Here is an 18,463-nt window from a genome sequence, read left to right as displayed (position 1 = left end):
CACGGCACCCCCACCACCTGGCACACCACACCCCCCACCACACCACCCACCAACCTCCCCACCTACCCCTTCCAACACCACCGCTACTGGCTGGAAGGCCCTGCCGCGCACAGCGACGCGGGCAGTCTCGGCCTCGACTCCACCGATCACCCGTTCCTCACGGCGGTCACCACGCTCGCCGACGGCGACGCGCTCCTTCTCACCGGACGCATCCCGGCCTCCTCGCACGCCTGGCTCGCCGACCACGCCGTGAACGGCACGCCCCTGCTGCCCGCCACCGCGCTCCTGGAGCTCGCCCTGTGGGCGGCCCAGCAGGTGGAGTCCCCCGCGATCGACGAACTCACCCTGGAATCCCCCCTGTTCGTCCCGGCGCGGGGCAGCGTCCGCGTCCAGCTCTCGGTCCACGCGCCGGACGACACCGGACGGCGAACGATCTCCGTCCACTCCCGACCCGACGACGAGTCCGCCTCCTGGACCCGCCACGCCTCCGGCGTGCTGGCGCCGACGACGTACGAACCGCCCGTGCCCGCGGCCGATCACGCGCCCGACGGGGTCTGGCCGCCCGCGGGAGCCGAGCCCCTCGACGTGACGGACCTGTACGAAGAGCTGGCACGCCTCGGGTACGAGTACGGGCCGGCGTTCCAGAACCTCACCGCCGCCTGGCGTGCCGGTGACACCGTCCACGGGGAGGTGTCGCTGGCGCCGGAGCACCACGACGACGCGGCCAGGTTCACCCTGCATCCGGCGCTGCTGGACTCGGCGCTGCACACCATGGGTCTGGGCGAGTTCCTGGGTGAGGGCGTCCGGCTGCCGTTCTCCTGGAGCGGCGTGTCCCTGCGTGCGACAGCGGCGACCGCACTGCGGGTGAGCGTCGCACCGGGCTCCGGTGGACAGGATTCGGTGACCGTCTCGGTCGCCGATCCGGCTGGGGCGCCCGTCCTGACCGTCGAGACGCTGACGCTGCGCCCCGTCGCGCCCGGTCAACTGCCCTCCGCGCCGAGGACGTCGGCGCCGCGGTCGCTGTACGAGCCTGTCTGGACCCCGATGGCCGAGCCATGGCCCTCGGATCCGGCCGGGCCCGTACCGTACGAAATCCTGGACGCGACCGGTACGTACCCGGGTCCCGCCCCCGAGGCGGTCCGCGCGGCCGTGGCGGACGTGCTCGCCAGGCTGCGGGAGTGGATCGAACGGGACGCCGAGGACCGCCTGGTGGTGCTCACCCGGCGGGCGGTGGCCGCAGGCCCCGGTGACGCGCCGGATCTGGCGGCCGCCCCGCTGTGGGGTCTTGTCAGGTCCGCGGCCACGGAGAACCCGGGCCGGATCGTCCTGGTGGACCTCGACGACCCGGACGGGGCCTCGGCCTCTCGCCTGGTCCTCGACGCCGCGCTCGCCACCGGGGAGCCGCAGTTCGCCCTCCGGGAGGGCAGGATCCTCGTACCGCGTCTGACGGCCGCGTCGGAGGCCGCGCCCCTCCCGCTGCCCACCGAGGGCGGTCCCTGGCGGCTGGAGACCCCGGGCGGCTCGCCGGACGACCTGCGCGCGGCGCCGTATCCGCAGGCCGGTGCGGCCCCGGCCGAGGGGCAGGTACGGATCGCGGTGCGCGCGGCCGGGCTGAACTTCCGGGACGTGCTGACCGCGCTGGGCATGGTGGAGGCCGGTGCGCCGCTCGGGACGGAGGTGGCCGGGACGGTGCTGGAGACCGGCCCCGGTGTCGAAGGGCTGCGGGTCGGTGACCGGGTGTTCGGTCTCGTTCCGGGGGCGGTGGGGCCGGTGGCCCTCGCCGACCGGCGGCTGATCGCCCGTATCCCGGAGGGCTGGTCGTTCGCCCGCGCGGCGGGCGTGCCGGCCGTGTTCACCACCGCGTACTACGGCCTGGTCGAGCTGGCGGGGGTGAAGGCCGGAGAACGGGTCCTGATCCATTCCGGCGCCGGCGGTGTGGGCCTGGCGGCGCTGCAACTGGCCCGCCATCTGGGAGCGGAGGTGTTCACCACGGCGAGCCCCGCCAAGTGGCCCGCGCTGCGGGCACGCGGCGTGGACACTGCGCACCTGTCGTCGTCCCGTACGACCGGTTTCGAGGAGGACGTCCTCGCGGCCACCGGCGGCTCCGGGGTCGATGTCGTACTGAACTCCCTGACCGGCGAGTTCATCGACGCGTCGCTGCGCCTGCTGGGTCCGGGCGGACGGTTCGTGGAGATGGGCATCGCCGACCTGCGGGACCCGGAGGCGGTCGCGTCCGTCCGGCCGGGCGTCGCGTACCGGCCGTTCGAACTCCTCGACATGGATCCCGACACGGTGGGTCGCGTCCTCACCTCCGTGCTGGCCCTCTTCGAGGAGGGTGCGCTGGAGCCGCTGCCGGTCACCACCTGGGACGTCGGTCGGGCGCCGGAGGCGTTCCGCTGGTTCTCGCAGGCGCAGCAGGTGGGAAAGGTGGTGCTGACCCTGGAGGCGCCTTCCCGGCCGGGAACGGTGCTGATCACCGGCGGTACGGGCACGCTCGGTTCGGCCCTCGCGCGCCATCTGGTGACCGAGCACGGGGTCCGGCATCTGCTGCTGACCGGCCGCCGGGGACCGCAGGCACCGGGCGCGGCCGAGCTGGCCGACGAACTGACGGCGCTGGGAGCCCGGGTGCGGATCGCGGCCTGTGACACCGCGGACCGGGAGGCGCTGGCGGCGCTGCTCGCATCGGTCGACCCGGAGCAGCCGCTCACGGACGTCGTGCATGCGGCCGGGGTCCTGGACGACGGTGTGCTCGCCTCGCTGACCGCGGAGAAGACCGAGGCCGTCCTGCGTCCGAAGGTGGACGCGGCCTGGCATCTGCACGAGCTGACCCGCGGGCTGGACCTGTCGTCGTTCGTCCTGTTCTCGTCCGCGTCCGGTCAGCTCGGCGGGGCCGGGCAGGCGAACTACGCCGCCGCGAACGTCTTCCTGGACGCGCTGGCCGTGCACCGGCGTGCGCTCGGCCTGCCGGCCGTCTCGCTGGCCTGGGGCATGTGGGAGGACGCCAGCGGCATGACCGGGCATCTGGCGGACGCGGACCTGGCCAGGATCGGCAGGGGCGGGCTCGTCCCTCTGTCCGTACCCGAGGGCATGGCGCTGTTCGACGCGGCGCTGTCGGCGGGGCGGCCGCTGATGGCACCGGCGACGCTGGACCTGACGGGACTACGGGCCCGGGCCGCCGAGGCGGGCCCGGAGGGCTTGCCGGCGGTGCTGCGCGCCCTGGTGCGCGGGCCGGTCGTGCGCCGGGCCGCGCAGGCGGTACGGGTGTCGGCGCAGAGCCTCGCGGACCGGCTGGCGGCGCTGCACGGTCCGGAGCGCGAGCGGATGGTGCTCGACCTCGTACGGGATCAGGTGGCGGCCGTGCTCGGCCATACGGTGGCCGACGGCATCGCGGCGGACCGGGCGTTCAAGGAGATCGGCTTCGACTCCCTGACCTCGGTGGAGCTGCGCAACCGCGTCGGGGCTGCGACCGGGCTTCGGCTGCCGACGACGCTGGTGTTCGACTTCCCGACGCCGCAGGCGCTGGCCAAGCAGCTCCTCGGTCTGCTGGCACCGGACGACGCGGCCGCCGACCTGGACCGGCTGCTGGCGTCGGTGACCGTCGACAGCCCGGACTTCCCCGCGCTGCGGGAGCGGCTGAGGGCCGCCCTGTGGCGGTGGGAGGAGGAGTCCGGCCCGGCGGGCGGCACCGTCGGCGACGGATCCGACGCCGGCACGACAGATCTGGCGGAGGCCACCGACGAGGAGCTGTTCCGCGAACTGGACGGTGAGTTCGATGCCTCCTGAGCCCGTACCCGTATCCCCTGGAGAGAGTGCGACAGCCATGAGCAACGAGGAGAAGCTCCGCGACTATCTTAAGCGGGCGACCGCCGATCTCAAGCAGGCCAAGCGGCGGATCCGGGAGCTGGAGGACAAGAGCCACGAGCCGGTCGCCATCGTGGCGATGGGCTGCCGGTTCCCGGGCGGGGCCGACTCCCCCGAGGCCCTGTGGCAGCTGGTGGCCGAGGAGCGCGACGCGGTCTCGGGTCTGCCGGTGGACCGGGGCTGGGACCTGGACGGGCTGTACGACCCCGACCCGGACCGGCCGGGCACGACGTACACCCAGGAGGGCGGCTTCCTGCACGAGGCGGGACAGTTCGACGCGGCCTTCTTCGGCATGGGACCCCGCGAGGCCATCGCCACGGACCCGCAGCAGCGGCTGCTCCTCGAAGTGGCGTGGGAGACGTTCGAGCGCGCCGGGATCGCTCCCTCCTCGTTGCGGGGCAGCCGGACGGGGGTCTTCGCGGGGGTCGTGTCCCAGGCGTACGTTCCCCCGCCCGGAGAGGTCCCCGAGGGGTACGAGGGGCACCTGATGACCGGCAACGCGACCAGTGTCGCGTCCGGGCGGGTCGCGTACCACCTGGGTCTCGAGGGGCCGGCCGTCACCCTGGACACCGCCTGCTCGTCCTCGCTGGTGGCGATGCATCTGGCGGCCGGGGCACTGCGGAACGGCGAGTGCGACCTGGCGCTCGCGGGCGGGGTGACGGTGATGGCGACGCCACTGCTGCTCGTGGAGTTCAGCCGGCAGCGCGGTCTGTCGCCGGACGCCCGGTGCAAGGCGTTCGCGGCGGCGGCCGACGGTACCGGGTTCGCGGAAGGGGTCGGTCTGGTGCTCCTGGAGCGGCTGTCGGACGCCCGGCGCCACGGGCACCGCGTCCTGGCGCTGCTGCGGGGGTCCGCAGTCAACCAGGACGGGGCGAGCAACGGCCTCACCGCGCCCAACGGGCCCACGCAGGAGCGGGTCATCGCACAGGCGCTGGCCTCGGCCCGGCTGGCGCCGCAACAGGTCGACGTGGTGGAGGCGCACGGCACGGGCACCCGGCTGGGCGACCCGATCGAGGCGCGGGCGCTGCTCGCCGCGTACGGTCAGGGGCGGCCGGCGGGTGAGCCGCTGCTGTTGGGCTCGCTGAAGTCGAACATCGGGCACACGCAGGCGGCGGCCGGGGTGGCGGGCGTCATCAAGATGGTGGGGGCGATGCGGCACGGGGTGCTGCCCCGCACCCTGCATGTGGACGAGCCGACCCCGCACGTCGACTGGACCGCGGGCGCGGTCGAGCTGCTGACGGAGTCGGTGCCCTGGCCGGACCGCGGGCGGGCGCGCCGGGCGGGGGTGTCCTCGTTCGGGATCAGCGGCACGAACGCCCACGTGATCCTGGAGCAGGCGCCGCAGGATCCGGCACCTCGGACACTGCGGACCCGTCCCTCGGAGACCCGGACCGCGCAGACCCGGACTTCGCCGACCCGGACTTCGCAGACGCAGGCGTCGGAGACTCAGGCGTCGGGGACCCGCGTTTCGGAGGCCGGGATTTCGGAGGTCCGGGCTCCAAAGCCTCACGCGTCGGAGGCCGGGCCCTCCGCTCCCTGGCTGCTGTCCGCCCGTACGGAGGACGCGCTGAGGGCGCAGGCCGGACGGCTGCTGGCCCGGCTCCAGGGCGCGGGGGCCGAGTGGCCGGACGCGGAGGTCGGCCGGACGCTCGCGCTCGGGCGCAGTCCGCTGCGGCACCGGGCGGCGGTGCTGCCGGGCGGGCGGGAGGGCGCGCTGACGGCTCTGGCCGATCTGGCCGCAGGCCGGCCGGCCGCGGCGCGCACCGTACGCGGAACCGCCGGTGAGCGCCCGACGACGGCGTTCCTGTTCACCGGCCAGGGCAGTCAACGGCGCGGAATGGGGAGGGAGTTGTACGATTCCCGGCCCACGTTCCGCGCGGCGCTCGACGAGGTGTGCGCGGCGTTCGACACCCCGCTGGGACGACCCCTGCTGCCGGTGCTGCTCGCGGACCGGGACGGCGCGGAGGCGGCTCTCCTGGAGCGTACGGAGTTCGCGCAGCCCGCCCTGTTCGCGCTGGAACTGGCGCTGTTCCGTCACCTCGGCACACTGCTGCCGGAGCCGGAGTGGGTGGCCGGGCACTCGATCGGCGGTCTGACGGCGGCCGCGGCGGCCGGGGTTCTGTCGCTCGAGGACGCGAGCACCCTGGTGGCGGCGCGGGGTCGGCTGATGCAGGAGCAGCCGGCCGGGGGCGCGATGCTGGCCTGCGAGGCCTCCGAGCAGGAGGTGCTCGCGCTGCTCGGCGAGTACGCGGGGCGGGTGGAACTCGCCGCGGTCAACGGGCCGTCCTCGGTGGTGGTTTCGGGTGACGCGGACGCCGTGGCGGAGATCGCGGCGGCGCTCACGGTGTGGCGCCGGCGGACCAGCCGGCTGCGTGTGAGCCACGCCTTCCACTCCCCGCACATGGACGGCGCCCTGGAACCGCTGGGCAAGGTCGTGGCCGGGCTCGGTTTCCGGCCCGCCCGACTGCGCGTCGTCTCCGATCTCACGGGTCGGCCGGTGGAGTGGGAGGAGCTGCGCCGTCCCGAGTACTGGGCGCGGCAGCTGCGTTCGCCGGTGCGCTTCGGGGAGGTCGTCACGTCGCTGTACGAGGCGGGGGTCAGGGCCTTCGTGGAAGTGGGCCCGGATGCGGTGCTGGCCCCGATGGTCGGCGCCGCTCTGCCGTCCGGGGCCGCCGTGCCGGTGGTCGTGCCGTCACTGGTGCGGGACCGGCCGGAGGAGGCCTCGCTGGCCGGGGCGCTGGCCCGGCTGCACGTGGCGGGACAGGCGGTGGACTGGCGGGAGTGGTACGGCGAGCCCACGGCGGCGGGGGCGGCGGTCGAGCTGCCGACCTATCCGTTCGAGCACGGCCACTACTGGTGGCCGGGCCGTGCGGGGAAGCCGACGGCGAGGACGGAGGCGGCGGGGACAGAAGCGCGGGCGGCGGCCGAGGAGGCGGCGCCGGCCGAGGCCACCGATGTCACTCCGGACGTCTCCACCGGCGACTCCACGGACGTGACCGAGGCCTCGTACCTGGATCTGGTCAGGGTCCACGCGGCCGACGTACTCGGCCACGCCTCGCCCGAGCTGATCGACGCCGAGGACAACTTCCTCGACATCGGCTTCTCCTCCTTCACCGCGCTGGAGGTACGCAACCGGCTCTGCGAGGCGACGGGCCTCCCGCTGCCGCCCGTCCTGCTGTACGACTACCCGACGCCGGCGGCGGTGGCCCGGTTCCTGGAGGAACAGGCACCGGCGGCGTGACGTACGGCACGGGCGCCGGGGAGGTCCCCGGCGCCCGCCCGCCCGTACCGTTTTCTGCGGCGGTCTACCAGACGACGGGCAGGCGCAGGATGCCCTGGACCGACCCTCCCGGCTTCGTCCCGAGCTGCTCGACCGGTTCGGCGAGCCGCAACCCCGGCAGCCGCACGGCCAGTTCGTACAGCGCGATCTCCAGCTCGGCGCGGGCGAGGTTCTGGCCGATGCACTGATGGATGCCGTAGCCGAAGGCCAGGTGGTGCCGCGTGCCGCGGCCGACGTCGAGGGTGTCCGGCTCGGGGAAGACCTCCGGCGCCCGGTTGGCTGCGGCGTTCGGCAGGTAGACGGCGTCACCGGCCCGGATCACCTGTCCGCCGATCTCGATGTCGGCGGCCGCCACCCGCTGCAGTTCGTCCGCGACCGACAGGAAGCGCAGCAGCTCCTCGACCGCCCCGGCCGCGACCCGCTCGTCGGCGCGCAGCCGGGCGAGCTGCTCGGGATGCTCGAGGAGCGTGAGGACGCTCAGTCCGATCATGTTCGCCGTGGTCTCGTGTCCGGCGACCAGCAGGAACATGGCGATCGAGGCGAGTTCCAGCCGGGTCAGCTCGCCCGGCCCGAGCCGGTCCACGATCAGCTCGTCGAGCAGACCTTCCCCGGGTTCGGCCAGTTTGGTCTCGATCAGCTCGTCGAAGTAGCGGTTCAGCGCGCCGCCGGCGGCGGCGGCCTCGTCGGCGGTGCTGGTGGCCATCAGCATCCGCCGGGTCTGTTCCTCGAAGAACTCGTGGTCGCCGTAGGGCACTCCGAGCAGTTCGCAGATGACGGTGGAGGGGACGGGAAGCGCGAACTCCGGTACGAGATCGGCCTCGCGCCGTCCGCCGTCCAGCAGCGCCTCGATGCGCTCGACCACGATCCGGCGGATCGCCGGCCGCAGGGAGTTGACCCGCTTCACGGTGAAGCTGGGGATCAGCATGCGTCGTTGCACATCGTGCTCGGGCGGGTCCATCCCGACGAGCGCGACGAGCTTCGCCGCGGCCATCCGCGGCACCAGCACCGGAAAGTCCGGCCGGGACCGGTCGGAGGAGAGCCGGGGATCGACCAGCAGTTGCCGCGTCTCGGCGTACCCGGTGACGGCCCACGCCGTGCGCCCGTCGTAGAGGCGTACCCGCGCCAGCGGCCCTTCCTTCTTCAACGCGGCATAGCCGGCGGGCGGGTGGTAAGGGCACTGGCGGGACATGGGGAACTTGGGCAGCATTCGGCCCCCTGGTGGTGAGGAGGGCGGGCGTTCGCCCGCGGTGACGCGGAATTGTGCGCATCACCGGTAAAGCCCTCCTAAAGGCCGAGCCCGGCCGTCCGGCCGGTCCACGCGGTGGGGCTACGGCACGACGTGGCCAGGGCCCCGGCGGCGGAGCCGTGCCGAAAGGTGGTGCTGCAGGGGCCGGCCGACCGCCGCCAGGTCGTGGACGAAGTCGAGCGTGTCCTCGTCCGTCAGGGTGTAGCGGCGGCGCGTGGCGCTGACCTCCTTGGCGGTGGGGGTGAGGGCGACCTGCTGGGTGGCCAGCTCGACCGTGCCGCCGTCGGCCCGGCCGAGCAGGATCTCCGCGATGCCGGTGGGCTGGGTGATCAATGCCTCCACATGCCCGTCGGGCTGCGGTCGCCACCAGCCGGTCTCCCGGGCCGCCGGCCGCAGCGGGGCACCGTCCGCGTCGAGCAGCCAGGCGCGTGCCTCGTAGTGGAGAAAGGGGCGCCCGTCGTGCCGGAAGGTGACCTCCTGCGCGTACGTGAACTCCTCGGAGAGCGTCGGATAGCCGCCCCGGCCTCGGCCGGACCAGGTGCCCAGCAGCCCGATCAGCGGCGTGAGCAGCGCGTGCGGCGCAGGAGCCGCGTCCGGTCGGAGGGCGTCGGGATACGGGGGCTGCTGGGCGGGGTCGAGCATGATGTGCGCTCCTGGGTCGAGGCCGGTGCAGAGGGCACCCTACGGGGACGGGGCGCCGGGCGGCTCATCGCGAGGGCCGGGCGTCGTCGCCGACGAGGTGGAGGAAGCGGTCCGACAGGGCGTGCAGCCAGCCGGCGCGTTCCGTGGCGATCTCCCTCAGCCGTGCGTGGTCGCTGCGGGCGACGAGGTGGCCCATGTAGCGCTCGTTGAAGTGGGCGTACTCCTGGTGCAGGGTGCGCAGCGCCTGGGCCACCCTGCGCTCGGGTGCGTCGACGAGCCGGGCGAGGGGCACGGTGTGCTGCTTCCACCGGCCTTCGACGGCCTGGCGGAGCAGGCCGTCGAGTTCGCCGGCCCGGCCGATGACGCGGAGCAGTTCCTCCGGCTCGAGGTCCAGGGCGTCCGCGAGCAGCAGGGTCTGCCGGTCGGTTCCGCTCCAGCGGTGGTCGTTCTCGGCGCGGGCGTAGTCGTGGGGGTCCATGCCGATCCGCAGGGCCAGGCGCTCGGCGCTGAACCGCCGGGCCAGGCGGTGTTCGCGCAGGGATCTCGGCCGCAGGGCCATGAGCGTCGGTATGGGGCACCACAGCGCGTCGGCCAGTGCGAAGAGTTCGGCCTCCGAAGGTGCCACCGCTCCCGACTCCCAGGCCAGGACGGCCTCCACCGGGCGGTGCAGCCCCAACTGCGACATGGCCGCGGCGACCTGGTCCGGGGTCAGGCCGATGCGGAGGCGGGCGGCCCGCGCCTGGTCGGGCGAGAACGGAGGGTGGGACACGTGCGGATCACCTCGGTGGGCGGCTCGGCGGAGCGGTGGGGCTCCGCCGAGCGGGAGCGGGGTCAGCGGGCCGTGACGGTCTGCGGACCCGTCCCGTCGTCGTACGCGGCGAGGCCGTCCCAGTCGATGTCCTCCCGTTTGCGGCGGCTCTCGAACACGTGGAAGAACAGGTTCAGCAGGACCGCCGTCAGGGTGCCGAGGGTGATTCCGCTGCCCAGGACGGCCCGTACCTCGGTGGGCATGCGCTCGAAGAAGGGGGCGACGGCGGTCGGGAGCATCGCGGCGCCGAGACTGACGGCCAGGATGATGGCGTTGCGTTCCTCCCGCAGGTCGACCTTGGCGAGGATCTGGATGCCGACCGTGGCGACCATGCCGAACATCGCGACGGCCGCGGCCCCGAGCACGGGGTGCGGTACGGAGGCCACCACGGCGCCCGCCTTCGGCACCAGGCCGAGAAGGATCATGAAGGCGCCTGCGGCGACCACGACGAACCGGCTGGTGACGCGGGAGATCCGGACGAGGCCGATGTTCTCCGCGAACGCCACGTACGGGAAGGAGTTGAACACGCCGCCGAGCACGGTGGCGACACCGTCGGCGCGCAGCGCACGGCTGACCGTGTCGCCGTCGACCTTCCGGCCGGTGATCTCCCCCATGGCGTACACGTCTCCCGTGGTCTCCACCATGGTGATGAACATGACGACGACCATCGCCACCATGGGGAAGACCGAGAAGTGCGGCAGGCCGTAATGGAAGGGGGTGCTGACCCCCAGCCAGTCGGCCTGGTCGACCGTCCCGAGGTCGGCGTCGCCGAGCAGCCAGGCGACGGTGGTTCCGCCCACCAGTCCGAGCAGGACCGCGATGCTGCGCAGGAACGGCCCGCCGAACCGCACCACCAGCAGGATGAACAGGAGGGTCCCGCCCGCGTAGGCGAGGTTGGCGGGGTCTCCGTAGCGGGGGCCGCCGAGCAGCGCCGAGCCGCCTCCCACGTCCTGCAGCGCTACTGGGATGAGGACGATGCCGATGACGGTGAGGAGGGTGCCGGTGACGATCGGGGGGAAGTACGCGGTCAGCCGACCGGCGAACGGGGCGAAGAGGAAGACCGCGACGCCTCCGGTGATGACGGCGCCGTACACCACGAGGAGACCGGCCGTGCCGCCACCCGCGCCCTGGCCGATGGCGATCATCGGGGAGACGGCCGTGAAGGTCGCGCCCTGGACCAGCGGCAGCCGGGCTCCGACCCGCCAGAAGCCCCACGCCTGGATGATGGTCGCGATGCCGGCGGTGACCAGGTCGGCGTTGATGAGGTAGACGAGCTCCTGCCGCGAGAGCCCGAGGCTGTTGCCCAGGATCACCGGTACGAGCACCGCACCCGCGTAGAACGCCAGGACGTGCTGGAATCCGTAGAGCGCGAGGGTGGGGAGCGGGAGGACCTCGTCCACCGGGTGCGGGGTGGTGGGCGGTCGTCGGCGCGAGGCCAGTGGTGCCATCTCTGCCTTGCCTTGAGGTAGGTGAACGAGAGGAAGGGCGACGCCGGGTCGCGGGAAGAGCCTCGAAGGGGGCGTCCGGGCGGCCGCGCGGATCAGGCGGTTCACCGGCTGGCGGCACGGGGTTACCGGTGCGCGGCCAGGCATCCAGACATGGAGGCGTGAGGGAGGCCGGGCGAACGGCCCGGGCCGGAGACAGATCCTTGCGGACGAGTACGGCACCACGCAAGGCAGGGGCCATGTTTTTTTAAGCAGAACCGCCCGGTAACTTGCGATTCGATGGCCCCGCCACCCTTGAGATACGGATTTCGTCGTCTTTTTACACTCTCGCGGTCGAGGGCCGGCCCGGTCCCGACGGCCGCCGGGACCTCGACAGAGGTGAGGCGCCTGCCGCCGGAGGCCTTGACGGCCGTCGAGGGTCCTCACATACTGACGGCCAAATCGATTTGGCCAAATCGATTTGGCTCCCGTCCAGGGCCGGATCGCGGCTGAACCAGAACGTGTCGAACGCCGATCGGAGCTCGAACGTGTCCAGTCCTCGCCAGACCCTTCCCGGTACGGATCAGCCACCCGCGCCGGAGCCCACCGACCCCCCGGGTGCCTCCAGCACCTCAGGCACCTCAAGCACGTCAGGCGCCTCCAGCACCTCAGGCTCAGGAACGCCGGGAGCCTCGGGCGCCTCGGGCATCCACCCCGTCGACGAGTCCCGCCCCCTGGGCCGGATCCTCCTCTTCGGAATCCAGCACGTCCTCGTCATGGCCGCCACGCCCATTTCGGCGATCTTCCTGATGAGCGCCACCCTCCACCTCGACGCCGGTCTCACCGTCGACCTGCTCTCCGCGGCCTTCGTGCTCTCCGGCGTCGGATCCCTGATCCAGTCGCTGGGGCCGTGGAAGTTCGGGCCCCGGCTGCCGTTCGTGATGCTGCCGGGCGGCGCGCCGCTCATTCTCTTCCTCGCCATCGCCGAGCAGCACGGCCTGCGCACGGCCTCCGGCGCGGTCATCCTCACCGCGCTCTTCTGCTTCGTCGTGCTGCCCGTCTTCTCGCGGCTGCTCGCCTTCTTCCCGGCCCTCGTCATCGGCACGATGATCGTCATCGTCGGCGTCAATCTGGTGAAGGTCGGGGCCGTCCTGGTCACCGGCCGTCCCGGGCAGCCGGGCTTCGCCGACACCACCAATCTCATGCTCGGTATGGCGACCATCGGATTCACCGTCGTCTTCTACCTGCTGTTCACCGGCATCCTGCGCCAACTCGCCGTCATGCTGGGCCTCCTCGCCGGCACCGCGCTTGCCGCAGGCCTCGGCCACATCGACACCGGCCGCGCCGTCGAAGGCGGTCTGGTGAGCCTGCCGCATCTGATGCCGTTCGGCTCGCCCCAGTTCAACCTGCTCGCCGCGCTGCCGCTGATGCTCTACAGCCTCGCCTCCATGGCGGAGGCCACCGGTCAGACCGTCATCAACGCCGAGGCCGTCGGCAAGGAGATCGACCGGCGCACCGCCGTCCCCCGGACCGTCCGCGGCGACGCGCTCACCTCCCTCTTCGGCGGCGCTTTCGGGCTGCCGTTGATGGTGACGAGCGGCGAGAACATCGGGATCGTCAGCGTCACCGGTGTACGCAGCCGCTTCGTCACCGCCGCGGCCGGCGTGGTCCTCATCGCCATCGGTTTCCTCGCCCCCGTGACCCGCGCCATCAGCGTCATCCCGTCGGCGGTGATCGGAGGCACGGCCATGGTCGTCTTCGCGGTCATCACCGTGCTCGGGGTGCAGATGCTCGGCCGCTCCGACCTCGACCGGCACACCAACACGTTCATCTGCGCCGTCGCCCTCGCGCTCGGCCTGCTGCCGATCCTCATCCCGGGGGTGTACGCGGGCTTCTCTCCGAACCTCCGCATCCTCCTCGAAAGCGGCGTCGCCGTCGGCGCGTTCGTCGCCGCCGTCCTCAACGTCCTCTTCCACCACATCAGGCCGGGCATCGCCGCCCGCCTGACCACCAGCCGTACGGAAAGTGACCGATGAACCAGCTCATCCGCGAGCTCCTCGACAGGCCCGGCCCGCTCCTCCTCGTACCGGACGCCGTCCTGTTGCCCGACGGGCCCGCCGACGGTTTCGCGGTCGTCGTCGACGACGGCTCCTTCCAGGCCGTGGGCCCCGCCGAGGAGTTCCGGCGCACGCATCCGCACCTCGACGGCGTACGAATGCCCGGCCATCTCCTGATGCCCGGCTTCATCGACGCCCACCACCACCTCACGCAGAGCTTCGGCTCCGCACTCGCCTTCGGGGAGCCTTCGGAGATCTTCCGGCGGGTGTGGGTACCGCTGGAGGGCGCGCTGGACGAGGAATCCGCCTATACCGCCGCCAAGTTGGCCGCTTTCGAGGCCCTGCGCGGCGGATTCACCACCGTCACCGACGCCGGCACCCGCGCCGACGTGGACGTGGACGTCGTCGCCTCCGCCGCCCGCGACGCCGGGATCCGCTGCGTCCTCGGTCTCGTCTGCGACGACGCCGACAAGGGCGAGGACGACCCCTCCGTCGTCGACGGAAGCGTCCTCGCCGACGCGGAGAAGCACCTCGCCCGGTACGACGGCGACCCGCTCGTCCACCCCTCCCTCGCCGTCTCCATCCCCGAGGCGGCGACCTCCACCACCCTGCGGCGCGTCGCCCGCCTCGCCGCGGAGGCGGGAGCCACCGTACAGATCCACGTCAACGAGCATCTGGCCGCTGTCGAACGCTCCCTGCTCCGACACGGCCTGCGCCCGCTCGAACACCTGCACCGCATCGGCGCGCTCGGCCCACAGCTGCTCGCCGCGCACGCCACCCTGCTCACACCCCACGAGCTGACCCTGCTCGCCGACACCGGGGCCGCCGTCAGCTACAACCCGGTCGCCAGCGCCTGGAAGGGCAACGCCGTCGCTCCCGCCCTGGCGATGGCCGAGCGCGGCATCCGCTTCGGCCTCGGCACCGATGGGACCCGTGGCGACGGGTTCCGGCTCGCCGAGGCGGCCGAGTTCGCCCAGCGGATCACGTACGGTCTCGCCACCGGCGACTCGTCGTGCGGCGCCGGCTGGACCTGGCTGGAGCACGCCACTCGCGGCGGCGCCGACGCCGTCGGCCTCCGGTCCCGCACCGGCGCGATAGCCGAGGGCCTGGCCGCCGACTTCCTCCTCGTCGACGTCACCAACCCCGAACTCGCGCTCTCCTGGGACGTGCCGTGGGAGCTGGTACGACGCGGCAACCGCGACCAGATCACCGCGGTGTTCGTCGGCGGCCGGATGCGGCTGTGGCACGGCCGGCCCACCACGTGGGACGGCCCCGCGCTCGTACGGAAGGCGGCCGAACTGGCGCGTGCCGCCGTGGAACGGGCGCCCATCACCCGCGTACACCCCACGTCCACGGCGGCACGGATGCGGAGCACCGCACCGTGAGCACAGCAACACTGATCGTCCTGGCCATCACCGTCGCCGTGGCCGCCTTCGTGCAGGGCAGCAGTGGGCTCGGCTTCGCACTGATCGTCGCGCCCGTGGCCGGCATCCTGGATCCCGGCCTGCTCCCGGTGTTCGTCCTGGCGTCGATGATCCCGCTCAACGTGTACGTCGCCTGGCGCGAGCGGGCCTCGCTCGACCTGCGGGGGGCCGGCTGGATCACCGCCGCGCGGCTGGCCGCCACACCCGGAGGACTGGCGCTGCTCTGGCTGATCCCGGACCGCAGCCTCGGCCTCTTCGTCGGCATCGCCACCGTCCTGGCGGCGGTCGTGAGTCTCGCCGCGCCCGCGTTCACCCCCGGCCGGGCCGCCTATCTCGGCGCGGGCGCGGTGACCGGGCTGACGGAGACGGCCACCGGCGTCGGCGGGCCGCCGCTCGCGCTGGTCTACCAGCACCGACCGCCGGCCGAGCTGCGCTCCACCGTCGCCACCTGCTTCCTCATCGGCGAAATCGCCTCCCTGGGGCTGCTGTTCGCCACGGGGAAGGGACATCCGGAGGACCTGGGCCTGGCGGTGATGCTGCTGCCGGCGATCGCCGCCGGTGCGTGGTCGAGTCGCCTGGTGCACCATCGGCTGGACGGGCACCGGATGCGGCTGTTCGTGCTCGTGTTCGCGCTGGTCTCCGGGCTGGTCCTCATTCTGGGGCTGTGACCCGCAGGGACGAGGCCCGCGGGACCAGCCGGGGCTCGGGTGACGTGACGACCGCCGCGGCGGTCGTCACGTCACCGCGCAGCCGACCGAGGAGCAACTCCACCGCGTCGGACGCCGCCCGGTCCAGATGAAGGTCGACGGCCGTGAGCGGCGGCTCGCACGTGCGGGCGCGCAGTCCGTCGTACCGGGTGACGACCATGACGTCGTCCGGTACGGCGCGCCCACTGTCCTTGATCGCCCGGACCGCACCCACGGCGAAGGCGTCCACCAGCGCGCACACGGCGTCGATCCCGGGGTGCTGGGCGAGGAGTTGGGCGCAGCACCGGTAACCGGCCTCTTCACCGCCCGTCTCGGGGGCGGTCGCCACGATCGGCGTCCAGCCGTGCTCCTCGGCGAGGCGCTCGTACGCGGCGCGGGCATCGACCGACGAATGCCGCTCCCCCGAGCCGATGATCAACGCCGGTCGTACGGCGCCCTGTTCGCGCAGATGGGCGAGGAGCATCTCGGCGACGAACTCGCCTCGCAGGTCGATGTAGGGCGCTCCCTCGTCCGGCGAGACCGGCCTGCCGAGCGTCACGTACGGCAGCCCACGCTCCTTCAAGTGGGCGGCCGCCGCGTCGTCCACGTCCGGCTCGACCACGATGGCCCCGTCGATGTCGACGGAGTGCAGGCCCGAACCGGACCGCACGGGCGGTACGAGCACGAGCGCGTAGCCGTGCAGCAGTGCGCTCTCGGCGGCGGCCGCGGCGATCTCCATGTAGAAGCCGAGCCGGGAAGGTCCCGCGGCCACGGCGAACGGCATGGAGGAGGCGAGTGCGATGGCCTTGGCCTGCCCGCGCCGGAGCCGCTGGGCGCGCAGGTTGGGCCGGTACCCCAGGTCGGCGGCAACCTGCTTGATGCGCTCCCGGGTTCGGGGGTCGACCTTTCCGAGTCCGTTGAGTGCGTGGGAGACGGTGGTGCGTGACACTCCGGCGGCACTGGCGACATCGGCGATCGTCGGTGGCCGTGCTCCGGACCCGGAAGGGGGCATCTCCGTCGCTCCTCGCGCGCTCAGGACAGGTGATGCCCCTATCTTCGCCGACCGATCGGCAGCGGCGTCGGCCGGGCCCGTATGCGAGCGCGCGGAACGGGGCGCGAGAGAGCGCTGCCTCGGTCACTTCTCGGAGGGGGATTCTGTGCGGCGGCTCCGGCCCAGGGGTTGACCGGAGCCGCCACAAAGCGCCCGCGCGTAGCGCGGCGCGCGCCGTTCAAACACGAAGGGTCGCCTGAGGAGGAGGGGGCCGGCGACCCTGCGGTGTTCTGTTCGGGCCCGTGGGGGCACCTTTAGTAAATATATATACCGTCGAGTAAGCAAGGGCATGAAAAATTTCATGCACCCGGGGCCGTGAAAATTTCAGTCGTCCAGGAAGAAATCGTGCTGTTCCGCCGCCTGCTCGTACTTCTCCAGCCTGAGCTGTGTGCGCTCGGGATCCGCGTCCGCCATGGCCTGGAGGACGGCCGCCGACAGCACCCCCGGCGCCGCGTACGAGTCGAAGACGAGCCGTGACCCCGTGCCGGCGGCGAACACGACATCGGCCTCGTCGACGAGCGGCCCGAGCGCCAGGTCGGTGATGAGCGCGACGCGCAGTCCGACGCCGCGGGCGGCTCGGACGACGGCGAGGGTCTCGTTGGCGTGCCGGGGCATCGCGAAGGCCAGCACCCATGTCCCGCCCGCCTCGCGCGCCTGGAGCAGTCCGTCGTAGGCGACGCTGCCCCCACGCGTCACCACCCGCACATCGGGGTGGATGCGCCGCGCGGCGTACGCGAAGTACTCGGCCAGGGAGACCGAGATCCGCAGGCCGAGGACGGTCAGAGGGACGGACCGGGCCAGCTCACGGCCGATGTCGAGGATCCGGTCGGGGTCTGCGAGCACGCGCCGCAGCGACGTCAGGTTCTCGATCTCGGCGTCGACCGCCGACTGGAGTTCGTTACGGAGCCTGTCCTCGCCCTCGTCCGGTGCGCCGGCGACCGCGCTGAGCGCGATGGGCTGAAGGGCCTCCCTGAGCGCGGGGTATCCACTGAACCCCAGCGACGAGGCGAATCGGGTCACGGACGGCTGGCTGACACCGACGCGCTCCGCGAGCTCGGTGATCGACAGGAACGCGGCCTCGGTGAGGTGGTCGATCAGGAACTGGGCGATGCGCCGCTGCGCGGGGGACAGCCGGTGGCCCCCGAAGAGCGACCGCACCCGCTCGGCGGGAGAGGCCGCCTCCGCCTCAGCCGAGCGCCTGCCCGGTGTGATCGCGGCTGCCTGTGCGCGCGCCTGCTGCCCAGATGGCACGGGGTGCCTCCTTCTCGTCCCACTGCCGCCCAAGATAGTTCACACCGGCTGCGCTTCTCCCGCCCCCGGCCCCAGCTCGACGGCGCGGCCGAAGAAGTGCGGCCCCTGGCCACCTTGTCTTGTCCGGTCGCCGTACTAGGGGGTGCGAGCGGTCGACCGCGACAAGCCTCCGGGGCGCGGGTAGACCTTGGACTGCTTGACGCTCCCGAAGGCGAAACTGGATTCGATCGACGCGATGCCGGGGATGGCGTGGATCTGCGTGCGCACCAGCTTCTCGTACGCCTCCAGGCTTTCGATGACGACCCTGAGCAGGTAGTCGCTGCTGCCCGCCATCAGGTAGCAGTCCTGGATGTGATCGATGAGGCCGACGTGCCGCTCGAAGACATTGACGGCGTCGGCGGTGTGGCGTTCCAGACCGATCCGTACGAAGACGGTGATCGGGAGCCCGAACGCGACCTGGTCCACCATCGCCGTGTACCCGCTGATCAGGCCCGACTCCTCCAGGCGCCGTACCCGGCGCAGACAGGGCGAGGGGGAGAGCCTGACACGGTCGGCGAGGTCCTGGTTGGACAGCCGCCCGTCCGCCTGCAACTCGTGGATGATCTGGAGATCCACAGCGTCCATCGTCACTCCTTGGCAGATTCTGCCCCCAAGCTAGGTGTGGGGGGCAGAACTAGCAATCGGCTGCCCCGCCGAAACTCCTATCGTTGCCAAGCGGAGGCATCGACTGCTG

12 protein-coding genes are annotated in these 18,463 nt (G+C 72.5%); 5 read left to right on the top strand and 7 right to left on the bottom strand.

The genetic code is table 11. The features are described from left to right. On the top strand, positions 1-3,783 hold a 3,783-nt coding region (locus J7E93_RS03435), incomplete at its 5' end, for an SDR family NAD(P)-dependent oxidoreductase (RefSeq protein WP_215065720.1). A 37-nt stretch (positions 3,784-3,820) separates the two neighbouring features. Next, positions 3,821-7,102 carry a type I polyketide synthase gene (locus tag J7E93_RS03430; RefSeq protein ID WP_215065719.1) on the top strand — a complete coding sequence of 1,094 codons (3,282 nt, stop codon included), beginning with the start codon at positions 3,821-3,823 and terminating at the stop codon, positions 7,100-7,102. A gap of 64 nt (positions 7,103-7,166) precedes the next feature. Here the strand turns inward: J7E93_RS03430 and J7E93_RS03425 are convergent, their stop codons facing one another. From J7E93_RS03425 to J7E93_RS03410, 4 genes are all read right to left on the bottom strand, one after another. Continuing rightward, positions 7,167-8,348: a cytochrome P450 gene (locus J7E93_RS03425; protein ID WP_215065718.1), complete on the bottom strand. Its 1,182-nt coding sequence runs from the start codon at positions 8,346-8,348 to the stop codon at positions 7,167-7,169. Positions 8,349-8,468: 120 nt separating this feature from the next. Continuing rightward, complete coding sequence (locus tag J7E93_RS03420) at positions 8,469-9,029, bottom strand: FABP family protein (protein WP_215065717.1); 561 nt, start codon at positions 9,027-9,029, stop codon at positions 8,469-8,471. Between the two features lie 64 nt (positions 9,030-9,093). Continuing rightward, positions 9,094-9,798, bottom strand: a complete 705-nt coding sequence (locus J7E93_RS03415) for a DNA-binding transcriptional regulator (RefSeq protein ID WP_215065716.1) — start codon at positions 9,796-9,798, stop codon at positions 9,094-9,096. 62 nt (positions 9,799-9,860) lie between these two features. Further along, the gene (locus J7E93_RS03410; protein WP_215065715.1) at positions 9,861-11,285 is read right to left on the bottom strand and encodes a nucleobase:cation symporter-2 family protein; all 1,425 of its coding nucleotides are present in this window, start codon (positions 11,283-11,285) and stop codon (positions 9,861-9,863) included. Between the two features lie 683 nt (positions 11,286-11,968). Between J7E93_RS03410 and J7E93_RS03405 the strand changes: the two genes are divergently transcribed. Genes J7E93_RS03405 through J7E93_RS03395 form a run of 3 tightly spaced genes read left to right on the top strand, consistent with a single transcriptional unit; the run spans position 11,969 to position 15,410 of the window. Next, on the top strand, positions 11,969-13,297 hold the full coding sequence (locus tag J7E93_RS03405; protein ID WP_215065728.1) for a uracil-xanthine permease family protein: 1,329 nt from the start codon (positions 11,969-11,971) through the stop codon (positions 13,295-13,297). Next, complete coding sequence (locus J7E93_RS03400) at positions 13,294-14,703, top strand: amidohydrolase family protein (RefSeq protein ID WP_215065714.1); 1,410 nt, start codon at positions 13,294-13,296, stop codon at positions 14,701-14,703. Before J7E93_RS03405 ends, J7E93_RS03400 begins: the two co-directional genes overlap by 4 nt. Beyond that, positions 14,700-15,410 carry a sulfite exporter TauE/SafE family protein gene (locus J7E93_RS03395; protein WP_215065713.1) on the top strand — a complete coding sequence of 237 codons (711 nt, stop codon included), beginning with the start codon at positions 14,700-14,702 and terminating at the stop codon, positions 15,408-15,410. Before J7E93_RS03400 ends, J7E93_RS03395 begins: the two co-directional genes overlap by 4 nt. Here the strand turns inward: J7E93_RS03395 and J7E93_RS03390 are convergent. From J7E93_RS03390 to J7E93_RS03380, 3 genes are all read right to left on the bottom strand, one after another. Further along, positions 15,394-16,440, bottom strand: a complete 1,047-nt coding sequence (locus J7E93_RS03390) for a substrate-binding domain-containing protein (protein ID WP_215065712.1) — start codon at positions 16,438-16,440, stop codon at positions 15,394-15,396. The two genes, J7E93_RS03395 and J7E93_RS03390, sit on opposite strands and share 17 nt — an antisense overlap. A 363-nt stretch (positions 16,441-16,803) precedes the next feature. Next, positions 16,804-17,730 carry a MurR/RpiR family transcriptional regulator gene (locus tag J7E93_RS03385; protein ID WP_215065711.1) on the bottom strand — a complete coding sequence of 309 codons (927 nt, stop codon included), beginning with the start codon at positions 17,728-17,730 and terminating at the stop codon, positions 16,804-16,806. Between the two features lie 135 nt (positions 17,731-17,865). Next, the gene (locus J7E93_RS03380) at positions 17,866-18,354 is read right to left on the bottom strand and encodes an Lrp/AsnC family transcriptional regulator (RefSeq protein ID WP_215065710.1); all 489 of its coding nucleotides are present in this window, start codon (positions 18,352-18,354) and stop codon (positions 17,866-17,868) included. Positions 18,355-18,463: the final 109 nt, after the last annotated feature.

It is taken from the genome of Streptomyces sp. ISL-36 (genome assembly GCF_018614205.1).
GTDB lineage: Bacteria > Actinomycetota > Actinomycetes > Streptomycetales > Streptomycetaceae > Streptomyces.
This window is presented reverse-complemented; position numbering and strand designations above follow the sequence as displayed.